Source organism: Mycobacterium celatum (assembly GCF_002101595.1).
Taxonomy (GTDB): domain Bacteria; phylum Actinomycetota; class Actinomycetes; order Mycobacteriales; family Mycobacteriaceae; genus Mycobacterium; species Mycobacterium celatum.
In genome coordinates, this window is the sequence record NZ_LQOM01000031.1 from 1 (window position 1) to 14,747 (window position 14,747).

17 protein-coding genes are annotated in these 14,747 nt (G+C 66.5%); 3 read left to right on the forward strand and 14 right to left on the reverse strand.

Annotated features, from left to right (window positions below):
* Window positions 1-276: 276 nt before the first annotated feature.
* The 8 genes from AWB95_RS13360 to AWB95_RS13395 all read right to left on the reverse strand — a co-directional run bounded on the left by AWB95_RS13360 (window position 277) and on the right by AWB95_RS13395 (window position 7,447).
* Window positions 277-471, reverse strand: a complete 195-nt coding sequence (locus AWB95_RS13360) for a ferredoxin (protein ID WP_045384414.1) — start codon at window positions 469-471, stop codon at window positions 277-279.
* On the reverse strand, window positions 468-1,673 hold the full coding sequence (locus AWB95_RS13365; RefSeq protein WP_062540019.1) for a cytochrome P450: 1,206 nt from the start codon (window positions 1,671-1,673) through the stop codon (window positions 468-470). Before AWB95_RS13365 ends, AWB95_RS13360 begins: the two co-directional genes overlap by 4 nt.
* Before the next feature lie 73 nt (window positions 1,674-1,746).
* Entirely contained in the window at window positions 1,747-2,532 is a 786-nt protein-coding gene (locus tag AWB95_RS13370) for an NAD(P)-dependent oxidoreductase (protein WP_085168315.1), read from the reverse strand.
* A complete protein-coding gene (locus tag AWB95_RS13375) occupies window positions 2,529-3,338 on the reverse strand; it encodes an NAD(P)-dependent oxidoreductase (RefSeq protein ID WP_062540020.1) in 810 nt (269 codons plus the stop codon). Before AWB95_RS13375 ends, AWB95_RS13370 begins: the two co-directional genes overlap by 4 nt.
* Window positions 3,338-4,222 carry an alpha/beta fold hydrolase gene (locus AWB95_RS13380; RefSeq protein WP_062540021.1) on the reverse strand — a complete coding sequence of 295 codons (885 nt, stop codon included), beginning with the start codon at window positions 4,220-4,222 and terminating at the stop codon, window positions 3,338-3,340. Before AWB95_RS13380 ends, AWB95_RS13375 begins: the two co-directional genes overlap by 1 nt.
* A complete protein-coding gene (locus AWB95_RS13385; RefSeq protein WP_062540022.1) occupies window positions 4,219-5,877 on the reverse strand; it encodes a thiolase C-terminal domain-containing protein in 1,659 nt (552 codons plus the stop codon). The genes AWB95_RS13380 and AWB95_RS13385 overlap by 4 nt, the downstream gene beginning before the upstream one ends.
* A complete protein-coding gene (locus AWB95_RS13390) occupies window positions 5,859-6,158 on the reverse strand; it encodes a ferredoxin (RefSeq protein ID WP_180275979.1) in 300 nt (99 codons plus the stop codon). The genes AWB95_RS13385 and AWB95_RS13390 overlap by 19 nt, the downstream gene beginning before the upstream one ends.
* 8 nt (window positions 6,159-6,166) lie before the next feature.
* A complete protein-coding gene (locus AWB95_RS13395; protein ID WP_062540024.1) occupies window positions 6,167-7,447 on the reverse strand; it encodes an NADH-ubiquinone oxidoreductase-F iron-sulfur binding region domain-containing protein in 1,281 nt (426 codons plus the stop codon).
* Between AWB95_RS13395 and AWB95_RS13400 the strand changes: the two genes are divergently transcribed.
* Entirely contained in the window at window positions 7,398-7,850 is a 453-nt protein-coding gene (locus AWB95_RS13400; protein ID WP_062540025.1) for a hypothetical protein, read from the forward strand. The genes AWB95_RS13395 and AWB95_RS13400 overlap by 50 nt on opposite strands.
* 5 nt (window positions 7,851-7,855) lie before the next feature.
* Here the strand turns inward: AWB95_RS13400 and AWB95_RS13405 are convergent, their stop codons facing one another.
* The 4 genes from AWB95_RS13405 to AWB95_RS13420 form a co-directional block, all read right to left on the reverse strand.
* Complete coding sequence (locus tag AWB95_RS13405) at window positions 7,856-8,725, reverse strand: alpha/beta fold hydrolase (protein WP_062540026.1); 870 nt, start codon at window positions 8,723-8,725, stop codon at window positions 7,856-7,858.
* A gap of 73 nt (window positions 8,726-8,798) precedes the next feature.
* A complete protein-coding gene (locus tag AWB95_RS13410; protein ID WP_062540342.1) occupies window positions 8,799-9,191 on the reverse strand; it encodes a Rieske (2Fe-2S) protein in 393 nt (130 codons plus the stop codon).
* Complete coding sequence (locus tag AWB95_RS13415; protein ID WP_062540341.1) at window positions 9,192-10,337, reverse strand: amidohydrolase family protein; 1,146 nt, start codon at window positions 10,335-10,337, stop codon at window positions 9,192-9,194.
* A 16-nt stretch (window positions 10,338-10,353) separates the two neighbouring features.
* Complete coding sequence (locus AWB95_RS13420; RefSeq protein WP_062540340.1) at window positions 10,354-11,442, reverse strand: amidohydrolase family protein; 1,089 nt, start codon at window positions 11,440-11,442, stop codon at window positions 10,354-10,356.
* Window positions 11,443-11,759: 317 nt separating this feature from the next.
* Between AWB95_RS13420 and AWB95_RS13425 the strand changes: the two genes are divergently transcribed.
* Both AWB95_RS13425 and AWB95_RS13430 read left to right on the forward strand, forming a co-directional pair.
* Window positions 11,760-12,758, forward strand: coding sequence for an acyl-CoA dehydrogenase family protein (locus AWB95_RS13425; RefSeq protein WP_062540339.1), 999 nt, complete (start codon window positions 11,760-11,762; stop codon window positions 12,756-12,758).
* Window positions 12,742-13,917 carry an acyl-CoA dehydrogenase family protein gene (locus AWB95_RS13430; protein ID WP_062540338.1) on the forward strand — a complete coding sequence of 392 codons (1,176 nt, stop codon included), beginning with the start codon at window positions 12,742-12,744 and terminating at the stop codon, window positions 13,915-13,917. Before AWB95_RS13425 ends, AWB95_RS13430 begins: the two co-directional genes overlap by 17 nt.
* 36 nt (window positions 13,918-13,953) lie before the next feature.
* On the opposite strand, the gene AWB95_RS13435 is transcribed toward AWB95_RS13430, so the two are convergent.
* Both AWB95_RS13435 and AWB95_RS23005 read right to left on the reverse strand, forming a co-directional pair.
* Window positions 13,954-14,394: a PIN domain-containing protein gene (locus AWB95_RS13435; protein ID WP_062540337.1), complete on the reverse strand. Its 441-nt coding sequence runs from the start codon at window positions 14,392-14,394 to the stop codon at window positions 13,954-13,956.
* Window positions 14,391-14,636: an AbrB/MazE/SpoVT family DNA-binding domain-containing protein gene (locus tag AWB95_RS23005; RefSeq protein ID WP_139818497.1), complete on the reverse strand. Its 246-nt coding sequence runs from the start codon at window positions 14,634-14,636 to the stop codon at window positions 14,391-14,393. The genes AWB95_RS13435 and AWB95_RS23005 overlap by 4 nt, the downstream gene beginning before the upstream one ends.
* Window positions 14,637-14,747 lie beyond the last annotated feature (111 nt).

The window sequence follows — 14,747 nt, forward strand, 5'->3', positions numbered from 1 at the left end:
GTGGTACGACCCCTTCCAGCCCCAACCCCCACCAGCAAACAACTAAGTCAGCTACGGCAGACCAAACAGGTTGAGGCGTAGAGGAATTCGTTCGCTGGTACCCGCTGCTATCGGATCGTGATCATCAACGCCGACAACCAAACCCTGCGACCCCGCCGGCCCACCACCCGACGATCCCCGACGACGCACGCACCAATTTGAAGCCAAGCCGGGACGGTAACGCACCACGGTTAGCACGCCGCCGTCACAAGCTGCGCGTAGCGCCAGCTCCGGCCACTACTCCTTGATCGAGATGGCCTGCCGCGGGCACTGCCGCACCGCGTCGCGGATTTGTTCCTCGTTCTCCGGAGTGACTTCGTCCTGAAGGACGGTCAGCATGTCGTCGTCGCCGAGGTGGAACACCTCCGGGATGATTCCCATGCAGACGCCGTTGCTCTCACAGAGACCGAAGTCGACTTCTACTTTTTTCATCGCAGCACTTTCACCGGCACGTGCTGGTAGCCCGCGACGTTTTGCATGTGAACGCGCTGCAGGCCATCCCAATTCAGTTCGTAGCGGGGCATGAAGTCCAGCAGCTTCTCGATCGCGATCCTGCTTTCCATCCGGGCCAGCGCCGCACCCAGGCAACTGTGAATCCCGTATCCAAGACCGAGGTGCTGCGCCTCGGTGTGGTCGCGTTCGATATCGAACTCCTCGGCGTTGGTGAATGCGTCCGGATCGCGGTTCGCGGCGGCGCCACACAGAAACACGGGCTTGCCCGCGGGAATCACCCCACCGCTGACGTGGGCCTCCTTGAGGGTGTAGCGCACGTTGTACTGGACCGGTCCCTCGTAGCGCAACAGCTCTTCGACCGCTCCCGGAATTTTGCTGCGGTCGTCGAGCAGCTTCTGCCACTGGTCGGGGTGACGGGCGAAGATCACCGCTGCGTTCCCGACCAACTTGGTGACGGTTTCGGCGCCCGCGCCGCCGAGTAGCGAGGCAAAACCGGTGATTTCGATGTCGTCGAGCTTGCGTACTTCGCCGTCCTCGCCGGGGATTTCGGCGGCGATCAGCCTGCTGATGAAGTCGTCCTGCGGATTCTCGCGCCGCGCCTGCACCAGGCCGTAGTAATACATCGCGCTGTCGATGTTGGCCTGCATGCCGGCCTCGCTGACCTCGATCTGGCCCGGCTCGCGGTGCAGGCTGGTGTCGATCCAGTGCCGCACCTGTTGGCGGAATTCCTCCGGCACCCCCAACATCGTGGTGATCACCTCGACTGGGAAGGGTCCGGAGAAGTCCTGCACGACGTCGAAGTTGTCGGGATCGGCCTTGCTCAAATACTTCTCGATGACGTCGACGACGATGTCCGTCTGCGATTGGATTGCCCGCGGTGTGAAGGCCTTGTTGAGCAGGCTGCGCATGTGCCGGTGCTCGGGCGGGTCCATGAAGATGATCGACTTATGCTCCGGCGGAATTCCCTTGCGCACCATCGCCAGGTCGCAACCGCGCGCCGACGAGTACGTCTCGAAATCCTTGAACGCCGCAGCCACATCCTCGTGGCGGGTCAGCGCGTAGAAGTCCTCTTGCTCGTCGTAGTAAAGGGGGGCGTCCTCGCGCATTCGTCGGTATATCTCGAAGGGGTTGTTGAAGAACTCTTCAGAGAACGGATCGAAGACGACCTTTGGCTTGGTCATTGCATCTCCTCAGCGGCGGGCTGGCGGCTGAAGCCTTTACGATGGAAGGCTTGACTGTAACGCTAACGGTAAATCATTTTTGCCGGGATGAAAACACCTCAATGACGTTTTCCAGCACCCCGAGATCACTGCCCAGCTCAGCGGCGGCGCCGCGCGCCACGGTCACGTCCTTGCCGACGAATTCACCGGCCATCTGGGTAAACGACGCCACAGAGCCGCCCGCCGCGACGAGGTCCAGCACCCGGCTGGCCGCGCTGCCATGCGGAAGCGCCGCCAGCAGCGCCGGCTCCGGGACACCTAGGCGCTCCGCGAGATCCACTGACGCCGACAGCAATCCGATCTGCGCCGCGAACAGCGCATTGTTGACCAGCTTGACCTTCTGGCCGGCGCCCAGCGGGCCGATGTGCAACACCGGATCGCCGTAGCAGCTCAACACCGGCCGAGCCCGCGCGACGACTTCGTCGGCACCGCCCACGAACAACGTCAGCTCGCCGGCCGCCGCGTTGTGTGGGCCGCCGCTGACGGGCGCATCGACCACGTCTACACCAGATGCCGCGATTCGCTCGACGGTGCGCGGACTTCCGGTGGTGTGCACCACCAACACGGCGCCGGGAGCTATGGAGAGCTCGCTCTCCAGGCAAACCTGGCGCACCTGTTCGTCGGTGAAGACACAGACCACCACCACACCGGCCTGCGCGCTCACCCCAGCTACCTCCGCCACCGCCGTCGCGCCCAATTGGGTAATCGCTGCCCGCTTTTCGTCGGAGCGGCCCAGCACCCGGACGTCGTGGCCGGCTTCGACCAGCCTGGCCACCATCGGCCGGCCCATCCGGCCCGCTCCGATGAATCCGACTCTCACCGGGGGTGTGCCATCAGGGCCAGGGTGGCGTCGGCCGCGTCGAGCACGGCCCCGCCGTCGATGCCCGCGGTGTCGGCGAGGTCGGCGATCAGCCGCACATCTTTCTGCAGCAACGCTCCGGCGAGTTCGGCAAGGCGGTCCAAACCGCCGGCGTCACCGCCAAGAGCGTTGAGCGCAAAGCTGTTCCCGCTGCCCCGCGAAATGACCTCGGTGAGGCGATCCGGCAAAACGCCCAGAGCCTTGCCAAGGGACAGGGCAGTGGCGGCGGTTCCCAGGTTGGCGGTGAACAGCAGGTTGTTCAGCAGCTTGGTGGTCTGGCCCGAGCCCAGATCGCCGAGGTGCACGATCGGATCGGCGTAGGTCTGAAACACCGGGCGGCAGCGCTCCACCACGTCGGGGTCGCCGCCGACCATCACCAGCAGACGGCCTTCTGCGACCGCCGGGGCACCGCCGCTGACCGGGGCGTCGATCACCGAGACATCCTGGGCGGCAGCCTTCTTGGCCAACTCCTGGCAGGTCTTGGGATGCACGGTGCTGTGTACGGCGATCACGCTGCCCGCCTTGGCGCCGGCCAACAGCCCGTCGGCGACTTCCTCGACGTCGGCGTCACCGACCACACACAGGCATATCAGATCGCTGGCCGCGGCAAGTTCAGCCGGCGAGCCGGCCATCTTGGCCGCAGTATCGGCGAAGGGCACGAGCGACGCCGGCCTGCGCGCCCACAAGGTGGTCGGGTAGCCGGCTTCGACGATCCGGCGTGCCATCGGGCCGCCCTGGCTGCCCAGCCCGATAAATCCGACATGCATCAACCGGCCTCCAAATCCGCATTGGTGGTGGTCTCGCGGGCGACGACACATTCCTCGGCGAATGACAGCACCTTCAGGTGATAGGCCGCCGCCGTATGGCCGAGGCTGAGGTTGTGCCCCGCCGCACGTTGCTCGTTGGTGGTGAATCGGGGGCAGGCGGTGAACGTCGCGGCGATCTCGGCCAGCGCGACAGGGTCGGACTGCCATACCTTTTCGTGTTCGGCGACGGTGAACTGCACCGGCACCCGCACCTGGCCGGCCAGCGCCGGGAAGTCACGGCGGGGCCACTCGGTGACCATCGCCGCTTCGTACGGCGCGCCGGTGGCAGAGTTCGTCAGGCCGCCGAGCACCTCGGGTGGATATAACTCCGACGGGTGCCACAGCAGCTCGCGTAGACCGGGCGGCCGGTGGGTCGCGCTGGCCGTCTTGAGAACCTCCCGCGCGGCCGGGTGGTAATGCCTACCGGTGCCGGCCATTTCGATACCGAGAAGATCCGCGCCGCGCGGATCGGCGGCCATCCGCAGCGCCAGCTCGCAGCCGTTGGAATGGGCCACCACGAATAGTCCTGCGCCGCCGGGCCTTTCGCCGAGAATGCGGTCGACGGCGCCGTAGGCCAGCCGCACCCGTTGCTCGGGCTCGACCAAGGCCTCCGGGTAGGCCGCGGAGCTGCCGTACCCCGGCCGGTCGAGCGCGATCACCGTGAAGCCGAGCGCCGCACCGATTCTCAGCAGCGACAGCGACGGGTGGCCGGGGCAGTCGAAATATGCTGCGGTGGTGCCTCCGCCGTGCAGCGCAACGACGACCGCCCGCGGCTGCGGCGCCTCCGCGACCAGCGCCGACATCGGCACTCCGTCGACGAGCACCACCCTGGGCCGGGGGGTCATGTGGCGGCCCGCAGCAGCAGCACGCCGCTGGGTGTCAGCCCCCCACTGCTGACCACGCCGACACGCGCATCGGCGACCTGGCGCTCGCCCGCCTCACCGCGCAACTGGCTGATTGCCTCGTGCAGCAGGCCCATCCCGTGGGTGCGGCCATGCGAGAGCTGGCCGCCGTGCGTGTTGAGCGGCAACTGGCCGTCGCGGGCAATGTTCTTGCCGCCGTCGAGGAATTCCTTGGCCTCACCGATTCCGCAGAACCCCAGCGCCTCGATCCAGGACAGACAGTTCATCGTGAAGCCGTCGTACAGCTCGGCGACGTCGACGTCGTCAGGCCGAAGAGAGGTGCGCGACCACATGTGTGCCGACTGGCCGAGCACCTGCGGCTCGTGCGTCAAAGTGCTTTGGTCCCAGTCGATCCGCTCGATGATCTGGGTGCCCACCGCCTCGACCAGCACCGGTGGCTTGGCCAGGTCGCGGGCGGCGTCGACCGCGGAGACGACGACGGCGATGGCGCCGTCGCACGGCACGTCGCAGTCGTAGAGCCCGAACGGCGTGGTGATCGGCCGCGCGCCCAAGTAGTCCTCCATCGTCATCGGCGACCGGTAGACCGCCGACGGGTTGAGTTCGGCATTTGCGCGCTGGTTCAACGCAATCCAGCCCAGCGTTTCCTTCGTCGTCCCGTACCGATGCATGTGGCGCTGCGCGTTCATCGCCAACGTGTGCGCGGCCGAGGTGGCGCCGAATGGGAACTGCCAGCTGGTGGTGCGGCCGCCGGGCGGGACGATCTTGCCCTGCTTCAAAAGCTCGTTGTACGTGGCTTCCCACAAGGTCCGGAAACACAAGACGTGGCGGGCCAGGCCGCTGGCGACCGCGAGCATCGCGGCGATCACCGACCCGGCCGGACCGAACGTTTCGATGCCGCCGTTGTGCCATACCGGCCGGATGCCCAGTGCGGCTTCGAGTGTGGTGATCCCACCTTCGCCGAACCCGCCGAGGTTGCCGCCGCCCGGATACGTTGAGAGGCCGTCGATGTCGTCGAGGGTGAGCCCGGCGTCGGCGACCGCGGCCTCGCATGCCTGCACCGTCAGCTGCAGCGGCGGCACCATGAGCCGGCGCCCGATGTCCGACATGCCGATCCCGGTGAGCGCGACCTTGTCCTCGAACTTCCCCCGGGTGAGCATGGGATGCACGTGCTCGCCGAAGCTCTCCGGCGGGATCTCGTCGACGGGCAGGGGGCCTAGAGCGCCGGGCACCGGCCGAAACAGCGGCAGCCACACGTCGTCGGCCTGCTCGAAGACGACTTCCACCGGCTGACCTAGCTGCAATCGATCGGGATCGCACTCAACAATGTTGGTGGTCAACCGGACTCGCGGATCTTCGGCGATTGCCACCTGTGCCACCACGTACGGTGCGGGTAGGTCCGGCAGGCTGAACCGGTGGTTGACGGTGAAGCCGGCGAGCGTGCCGCGACCGGACACCGCTCGCACCCCCATGTTGTGGGAGCGGCAATAGCGGCACACCGGTGCGGGCGGATGGATCAGCGCGGTGCAGTCGGTGCATTCCTGGAACCGCAGCGTGCCGTCTTCGCCTGATTTCCAGAAGAACTCGTTGTCCGGCGTGAGCAGGGGCAGCGGGCGTCCGGTCAACGGGTGAACCCCCATTCCGCTTCGTTGTCCTCGGCCTTGATGCCGGCGGCGGGGTCTTCCACCGCGGTAGAGGACACGGGATGGGTGCCGGCCGGTCGGTGCTCACCAACCTCCATGATGGCGTGCACGGGACAGTCCAGCAGCGCTCGCATGACGGCGTCGTGGTCTTCCTCGGCGACGGTGCCGTCGCCGACCAGCGAGGCGTAACCCCAGTCGTCCAGCGAGAAATACTTCGGTGCATGCTTGGCGCAGATGCCGAAGCCGTCGCACACTGTGCGGTCGAGGCGGATTGTCATGCGCTCGCTCATGCCAGCTCCACTGCGTAGGGCCGGTCGGCACGGAAAATGCCGGCATGGCATGTCTCGCAAGCATTCTCGAGATGGCGGTCCACCGCATGTGGGAACTGGCCGAGCAGACTGGCCGCCATGTTGCAGGCGGCGTCCAGCGTTGCGCAGGCGCCACGACCGCGCAGCATCACCGACCAGCGTCGCAGCCGGGTTACGTCCTCGCTGGTCGCCACGCCGTCGCGCAGCGCGCCGGCGACCGCCGCCATCGCCGCGGTGCCGTTGAAACACGAACCGCACTGGCCGGCGTTCTCGCGATCGAAGTACGCCAGCACCGACGCGGCGACGGCGACGGCGCAGTCGTCGGTGAGCACCGTGATGGCACCGGCGCCCAGCCCGCTGCCGAGCCTGCGCAGTGTTTCGTGATCCAGCGTCGCGTCGAGCACGTCGCGGTTGAGCAGCCCGGCGAAGTAGCCGCCCATCAGCACACCTTTGACATGATCTGGCGAAATCCCGTGCAGTGCAAGCAGTTCGGTAAACGGCAGGCCGTGCGGGATTTCGTAAAGACCGGGTGGCCGCCCGGCGCCGGTGATCGTCATCAAAAAGGTACCCGGCGACAGCGGCGTGCCCTGGGCCCGAAACGCCGCGGCACCGTGCTCCTGTAGGTAGGGCAGGTTGGCCAGCGTCTCGACATTGCTCACCAGTGTGGGCAGTCCACCGACCCCCTCCTGGAACGGCCGCGGCGGCTTGTCGGTCGGTTTGGCCGGGCCGCCGTTGAGTGCGCGCACCGCCGCCGTCTCCTCGCCGGCCACGTAGCCGGGATCGACCAGCCGGACACTCACCGCAACACCCAGGTCGTCGCACACCGCGTCCTCGACGCTGCGCGCCGACTCGGGATCGGAGACGTACACACAGGCGCGGTCCGCGCCCACGATCGCCGACGCCAACCGCAACCCGTCGAGAACCAGGTGCGGCCGGTTACGTAGCAGCCAGCGGTCCTTGACCGAAGCCGGTTCTCCCTCTTCGCCGTTCGCGACGACGACGGCGCCCCCCGCGGCGCGGCCGTTGTCGCGCACCGTGCGCAGTTTCACCGCCAGCGGGAAGGCCGCGCCCCCGCGGCCGAGGAGCCCGCTGCGGTCGACTTCGGCGAGCAGGTCATCGGCTGATGCCAAGGGGCGGTAACCGTTGGGCGCATCGCCCAGTAGTCGTGGTGCGAGGTCGGGCCAGGCGGCGACAGTTAGGCTGGGACCCGTGCGAACTGCGGTGGTGCGGGTCGGTGTCGACCCGTCGGGTGCGCTCACCCCGGCGGAGTTAGACAAGGGCATGACCACGCTCCGGGAACTCGTCGAGGCGACCGGCGCCGAGCTGCTGCCGGTGTCCCGCCGCGAGGTACAGCTGCTGATCGCCGCCAGCGACGCGGACGTCGTCAAAGAAACGGCTGTCGAGTTGTGCGCGAAGGCATTCGGCACCACGCCGGCCGCGGGGGTGGTCACCTATGTCAGCCGCGGCACCGACGACGACGCGCACGGCGTGCTGGCCGGGTTCGGCCTGTCGGGGGAGATTCGGCGGGTTCCCGGCGACCAGGGGTTCGACGTCGTCTACGTGACGCTGCGCGAAGCCGACCTGGACCGCATCCCGGAAAGCCGTATCCACACCGCGCTGGAGGCCTCGCTCAACTGCGAGGTCCACATTCTCACCACGTAAAGCCATCAGCTGTCCAGGAATTCCAGGATCGCGGGCGCGGCCTGCACCCAGGTGTCGAACATGTTGAAGCGGTCGACCTTGCCCGCAGCCCGCTCTTCGGCCGCACGTTCCCAGGCGTCTTCCGGCCATGGCGGATCGATCAACTTGGATCCCTTGATCAAGCAGCTGACCTCCAGCGAGGTTCGCTTGGGGTGATCCCAGTCGTTCTCCCCGCCGCGGATGATCAGCGTGGGAACCGTGATCCGGTCGAACATTTCGTCGTCGACGCCCGGAATGGTCTGGCCTGGTTTCGATACGAACGCGCCCAGCCAGCGCAACATCACCTTGAGGAACTCGTCACGGTCGAAATCGAGGAATCGCTGCTTGTTGTTCGGGTTCTCCTCGATGCGCTCCCGCCATTCGGGGACCTTCACCACCCCTTCCATGCCCGTCCCGCGCGCCGCGAGAATGCTCGGGATCACGTAATACGAACCGAGAACAAAGGTTCCGTAGATGCCGCCGACGATGTTCCACACAACGAGTTTCGTCACGAGCTCGGGATAGAGCATCGTGGTCAGCATCGAATCCCGTGCACCGCCGGACCCGCCGGCGATGATGCAGGGCCCGGTGTCCAGTTTGGTCAGCAGCCCGTGCAGCGTCTCGGCCCGCATGTGCGACTCGCTCTGCCCGTAGAACTGCACGTCGGACGCCCCGCAGTTGGGTCGGTCCCACAACAGCACCCGATACCCGCCGTCGACCAGCGCCTCGGCCAGCGGACGAAGGCCCGGGATATCCTTGCTGAACCGGCCGCCGGGCGTCAACACGATGAGATCGCCTGAACTGCCAAGGATTTCGTAGACTACGTTGCCGCCGTTGATCTCGATGGTGCGGTTCATGTGCGCCGCTCTCCCCCGCAAGCGGGAGGTGCCCCCACCTCACCGCTGCCCCATATATCGTCGCCGGCGCGGTTCATGCCTGCACCACCACGTCGTTGCCGACAACCCGCACCGGGTAGGTACGGATACTCCACTCCGGTTTGACCGCCGTCGTCCCGGTCGCCAGCTCGAACCCCCATTGATGCCACGGGCAGTAGATGTATTCGAGGTCGCGGACCATCACCGCGTCGCCGGGCGCAGACTCGTCGACGACGGTGCGGCCCCGGGCACGTCCCGAGCACAGCGGTCCGCCCTGGTGCGGGCAGTAATTCGCGATGGCGTAGAACGTGCCGTTGACGTTGTACACGCCGACGCCGTGCCGCCCGATCGGCACCAATTTATGTGTGCCGGGCGGAATTTCGTCGACCGTGGCGACGACGTGCTCGCGACCCTGGGCGAGCCGGGGCCGCGTGATTTCTTCGGGCATTCAGAACACCCGTACTTGACCTTCGAGCACCGGGACCGTCTCCGGCAGGTGATAGGTCGCGATGCCGTTTTTGAACATGACCGCCTCGCGGGCCGCTTTGGGCAGGTGCTTGACCAGCCAGCGCGGGTCATCGAAGGTCCAGTGCGGATAATCCGAGGAGTACAGCAGGATCTTGTCGCACTCCATCCATTCCAGAGCCCGGGTCAGCTCGGTCTTGTCCTCCGGGTAGTCCAGCGGCTGGGTGGTGAATTTGATGTGCTCCTTGAGGATTTCCGACGGCGTGCGTTTGATCTCCATCCGCGACTTGCGGGCCTCGTAGATGGCGTCCATCCGCCACATCAGCGGCAGTACCCAGGAAAAAGCGTGCTCGACGAACACGATTCGCAAGGTGGGGAAGCGGTCGAAGACGCCGTCGAAGATCAGGCTCATCACCTGGTTGGCCGCCAGCAGCGAGTAGGTGACCATGAAGTCGTGGTTGTAGCTGGGGAATCCGACCGGCGGCATCGGCAGCATCTCGTAGTTGCTCCGGGACAGGTGACAGCTCACAGTGATGTCGTGCTTGGTGGCGGCCGCCCAGATCGGGTCGTACATCGGGTGGCCCCATGACGGCCGCGGCTCGGCCTTGATCAGGACCTGCGCCATGTAGGGGTGGCCGGCCCACTTTTCGATCTCGCGGGCCGCGCCCTGCGGGTCCTCGATCGCGACACAGATCGAGCCGCGCCAACGCTCGTGCCAGTTGTTGTGACTGTCCAGCCAGTGGTGGGCCTGCCAGTCGTTTAGCGCCGAGCACATCGCTTGGTGCGCTTCGGGCAGCCGCGGAGTCCGCCCGGCCGGCTCCAGGATCGCGATGTCGGAGCCCGCTTCCATGATCAGTTGGCGGAACGCCATGTCCGGGTCGCTGCCGGGAAATTCGCCATCCGGCGGAAAGGTGTCGGTCCGCATCGCGAAGGCGTGTGCGTAGTCGGGAGCGTCGTAGTAAATCAGCTCGCCCACCTTGTGGTCGAGGAAGAACTTGCTCCGCCACGGCTCCGGGATGTACTGAGTCAGCTCGCCGCGTTTGGGTACCGGGTGGACGTCGGAGTCCACGCACCGCACGGCGATACGCTCGGCGGCGGGAACCCGTTCTTGAGTCTGTATTGCAGTCATCGTGGCCTCCCTGTATCTACTGTGCGGCCAACTGGGCCGGGATGTCTATGCCGTAGAGCTCGGCGGCGTTGCGCCAGCAGAACTTCTCGCGCTGTTCGGCGGTGTAGGCACTCGGCACCGCCAGTGTGCTCATGTGCCAGTGCGGGTAACTGGACCCGAACATCACCATGTCGTCCTTGCCGGTGAAGCCGAACCACTCGCCGGCGAACTCGACGTCGCCCGGTCCGTCGAAGCGGCCCGCGACGAAGTGCACGTGCCCGGGCAGGTAGTCGCTCGGTATCCGCGGTGCCCACGGTGTCTGTTCGAGGTGCGGACGCCCGAAGGTGTCCATCCGCCAGGTGAACGGCGTCACGAAGTCCGCGCAGCCGTCGGCCCAGACGAACTTCAGCGTTTCGAACCGCTCGAAGACGCCCTCGGCGATCATGTTCATCAAGTGGTACAGGTAGTTCAGCGACATGAAGCTGACGTACTGCTCGTAAGTGAGGGTGTGTCCCGACGGCGTCGGCGGAAACCCAATGCCCTCACCGGTTTCGATGTGCACCGCCACCGGAAGGTTCGCCTCCGCGGCCGCTTCCCACAGCGGCCAGAACTGCGGCTTGCCGTAGAGCTCGCGCGACTGCAGCGGGATGCCGATCTGCACCACCTGCGGGTGGTCCTTGTATTTGGCGAGCTCGCGCAGGGCGCCGGCGATGTCGTCGGGATTGAGCCGGATCGTGCCGCGGAACCGGTCGCCGAATTCGGGGTGTTCCAGCCACCGCGACACCAGCATCTCGTTGTGCGCCGCACAGAGCGCGCTGCCCAGGTGCCGGTCCGGCATGATGCCGCGGCCCATCGGGTGCAGCACCGCGACGTCGACGCCGCGCTCGTCGAACAGCTGGTGGCCGACGAACTCTGGATCCGAGCCGGGGTAGCGGCGGTCTGGCCCCTGAGTGCCGGGCGCGTATTCGCTGCCGGGGGCGCCGTACCAGTCCATTTCGTAGTCCGGAAATCCGCGGCTCTTGAACGGTTCGCGGAGAAACTCGCGCAACTCGGGGGTGGACGCGAAGAAGATGTGCACGCTGGCGTCGATGACCGGCGTGCGGGTCCCGTCCGGGTGTTCTATCACCTAAACCACCCTCCGCGGCTCCGACCGCTGTGTCGGGCCTGTTGGCGATCCGCTAGGTAACCTAACATTCCACTTTACCGCCATTCAACGGGTTTCCGGTAAGCGTTTCGATTAATCGAACAGCTGGTGGCCACGCCCTACTGTAAGTCGAGTTCTTCCATCGCGAGAATAACATTCTAGGAGGGCCCTGCCCAGCTGACCCACGTCGCGCGGGCTCCTGGCGCTGAAGGCCCGTAAGTCCAGGGACTCAGGCCAACAAGCCGTTTCGCCGCTACTGAGATGGATACTTTCGCTAACGAGAATGCTATTCTCGGACGATGCTTCTAGAGTTCGACGCCGATCAGCGGCTGTGGCAGGAAACCGTGCGCGATGTCGTCGCCAAGCAATGCCCGCCGGCGCTGGTGCGCAGTGTGGCCGAGGACGGCGCCGACCCCACCCCGGTGTGGAAGGTCTACGTCGACCTGGGCTGGACCGAGCTGAACGATCCGGCCAGCGCGGTGGAGCTGGCGATCGTGACCGAGGAATTGGGCCGCGCCACCGACCCGACTCCGTACTTGGCGACGATGACCCAATTCGCGCCGCTGGTCGGTGATCGGTTCGACCCGCACGGCTCGGGGACCGCCGTCTACAGCGGGGTCTCGGCGCACCGCGACCGCGACGGCTGGCTGCTCGACGGGACCGCGCGTCATGTCCTTGACGGTGATCGCGCCGATCGGTTGGCGGTGGTCACCGACGCGGCCGTGTTCGTGGTCGCGGCCGACCAGGTATCCGCCCGTCGCGCATCGGTGTTCGACCCGGTGCTGCATGTCGCCGACGTGACGTTCGCCGGGGTCCGGGTGCCCGACACCGCCCGGCTCGGCGCCGACACCGAGCGCGCACGCCACATCGCGCTGACCGGCATGGCGATGACGATGGTCGGCGCCTGCCAACGCATCCTCGACTTGGTTCTCGAACACGTCAGCAGCCGCCAGCAATTCGGGGTTCCGATCGGCTCGTTCCAGGCGGTCCAGCACAAGGCCGTCGATATGTACGTCGCGGTGCAGCGCGCCCGGGCCCTGGCATACTTCGCCGCGCTGACGATCGCCGAAGACGACCCGCGGCGACGGCTGGCCGCCGCGATGGCCAAAGCCGCTGCGGGCGAGTGCCAGTCGCTGGTGTTTCGCCACGGTCTGCAGCTGCACGGCGCGATGGGCTTCACGTGGGAGAACGATTTGCAGTTTGCTTTGAAGCGGGCCAAGGCAGGCGAGTTGATGCTCGGCGGCGCCGCGGAGCACCGGGCCATGATCGCCGAGGAATACCGTGCAACTCAGCTTTGATCCCGACGTCGAGGCTTTTCGCGCGGAATTTGCGGCGTTCCTCGACGAGCATCTGCCCGACGAAGCCGAGACGCTGGAGCGGCCGCGCTCGGTGTCGCACATGCCGGCGTGGGCGCGTCGCTGGCAGCGGTTGCTGTTCGACAACGGCTGGCTGCTACCCGGGCAACCGCCGGAGTTCGGCGGCCGCAATGCGACGGTGTTGCAGCAATTCGTCCACCTCGAGGAGCTGTGCCGGCGGCGGATCTACCACAGCTTCAACCCGCAGGGCGTGAATATCGTTGCGGCGTCGCTGCTCTCGTTCGGTAGCGACGAGCAGAAGCAGCGCTGGGCGGTGCCGATCCTGCGGGCCGAAATCACCGCGTCACTGGGCATGAGCGAGCCGAGCGCCGGCTCGGACCTGGCGTCGCTGCGTACCCGCGCGGTGCGTGATGGCGACGAGTTCGTCGTCAACGGGCAGAAGGTGTGGACGTCGGGCGCACACGACGCCGACGTGCTGTTGACGTTCGTACGCACCGATCCCGACGCACCAAAACACAAGGGCATCAGCGCATTACTGATCCCCACCGACACCCCCGGGGTGGTGCGCCGGCCGTTCCCGTCGATCTGCTCGATCGACGACCTGGATTTCAACGAGGTGTTCTTCACCGATGCCCGGGTGCCGGCCGAGAATCTCGTCGGTCCGCTCAACCAGGGCTGGCGGGTGGCCAACGGGTCGCTCGGGCACGAACGCACGATGATGTGGCTGGGGTTCGCCGACCGGCTGGACAACCTGATCAGCGACTTCCATCCGCAAACCGAGCTGGAGCGCGACCAGTACGCCACCTTGGTGATGGACCACCAGGCGCTGCGACTTCTCGGGTCGGCGGCGCTGGCGCGTGCCGCCCGCGGTGAACAAGACGTGTCGGCCGTGTCCGTGCTCAAGCTGCTCGGCTCGGAGGCGGAGCTAAAGGCGTCCGAACACGCATTGTCGGCCGCGGGTGCCGACGGCCTCGTCCACCCCGCGCTCACCGGCCCGTATGCGCCAATGAATCTCGACCATTATTTCGCCAGCTGGTTCGAGCGCTATGCCCGCAGCTTCTCCGGGACCATCGCCGGCGGCACGTCGGAGATCCAGCGCAACATCATCGCCCAACGAGTCCTCGGCCTGCCGCACGGCTGACTGCGTCTGTTCACCGGGGGCGGGGTGAGTTCTTGCTCACCGTGGCGGACTCCAGATGCGCCCAGTGCTGTCCGGCAGCACGATCACGTCGATCCCCTCGTCGTGACAAAGCTCAAGCAGATGCGGATCAGACGTGGCGACGGCGGTTTTGGCAGAACGAGCGACCACGGCGACCACACAGTCGGCGAGGCTGACCGCGCGGCGAGTCCGGTGGTAGTGGCGAGCGCGGAGTAACCCTGCTCGCGTCGCCACCGTCTCATCCAACGCGGGCGGGTCCGCGAGGCCGAGCTGGGCGAGGTCCAGCGCGGCCTCCTCGTCGGTCGCTTTCTCAATGCGAACGAGGTGATCGAGAACCTCCGCCACCCCCAACGGGGTCAGGAACACGTTCGGATCATCCCCCAGCAGCTGCGCTACTGGTTCCGCCGCCGGCTCGCCCTTGAGCAGTGCGAGCACGGCATAGGCGTCGAGGACCGTCAAGTCCGCTTGCGCCGGGCCGCTGCGATGTCCTCGGCTCGAGCCCGGCGGCGGGCCTCGTCGCTGCTCGGACGCCGCGGATACTTACCGGTGAGGTCGCCGATCGGATCCTTCGGCAGCGGGCGCATCACCACGCGATCACCCAGGTCGACGACCACTACGCGATCCGTTTGCCAACGAGCACGAGCGTCCGCCGGGATCGATACCTGGCCGTTCCTCGACACCTTCATCACATAGCTGGACATCCGCAGCCTCCGTTGTATGCGTTGGGCGCTTCATTGTACGCGTCGGGTCGCGCCTTGAGTGTCAGCAGACACAAAAGCCCCCAAAACGCCGTTGTATTAGGGGCTTTTGCG

Coding starts and splice junctions, on each gene's coding strand:
- AWB95_RS13385 (WP_062540022.1), bottom strand. CDS start 5,877: ATGGGGGTTCACCCGTTGACCGGACGCCCGCTGCCCCTGCTCACGCCG.
- AWB95_RS23005 (WP_139818497.1), bottom strand. CDS start 14,636: ATGTCCAGCTATGTGATGAAGGTGTCGAGGAACGGCCAGGTATCGATC.
- AWB95_RS13390 (WP_180275979.1), bottom strand. CDS start 6,158: ATGACAATCCGCCTCGACCGCACAGTGTGCGACGGCTTCGGCATCTGC.
- AWB95_RS13425 (WP_062540339.1), top strand. CDS start 11,760: ATGCTTCTAGAGTTCGACGCCGATCAGCGGCTGTGGCAGGAAACCGTG.
- AWB95_RS13380 (WP_062540021.1), bottom strand. CDS start 4,222: ATGACCCCCCGGCCCAGGGTGGTGCTCGTCGACGGAGTGCCGATGTCG.
- AWB95_RS13360 (WP_045384414.1), bottom strand. CDS start 471: ATGAAAAAAGTAGAAGTCGACTTCGGTCTCTGTGAGAGCAACGGCGTC.
- AWB95_RS13415 (WP_062540341.1), bottom strand. CDS start 10,337: ATGACTGCAATACAGACTCAAGAACGGGTTCCCGCCGCCGAGCGTATC.
- AWB95_RS13410 (WP_062540342.1), bottom strand. CDS start 9,191: ATGCCCGAAGAAATCACGCGGCCCCGGCTCGCCCAGGGTCGCGAGCAC.
- AWB95_RS13365 (WP_062540019.1), bottom strand. CDS start 1,673: ATGACCAAGCCAAAGGTCGTCTTCGATCCGTTCTCTGAAGAGTTCTTC.
- AWB95_RS13375 (WP_062540020.1), bottom strand. CDS start 3,338: ATGCATGTCGGATTTATCGGGCTGGGCAGCCAGGGCGGCCCGATGGCA.
- AWB95_RS13405 (WP_062540026.1), bottom strand. CDS start 8,725: ATGAACCGCACCATCGAGATCAACGGCGGCAACGTAGTCTACGAAATC.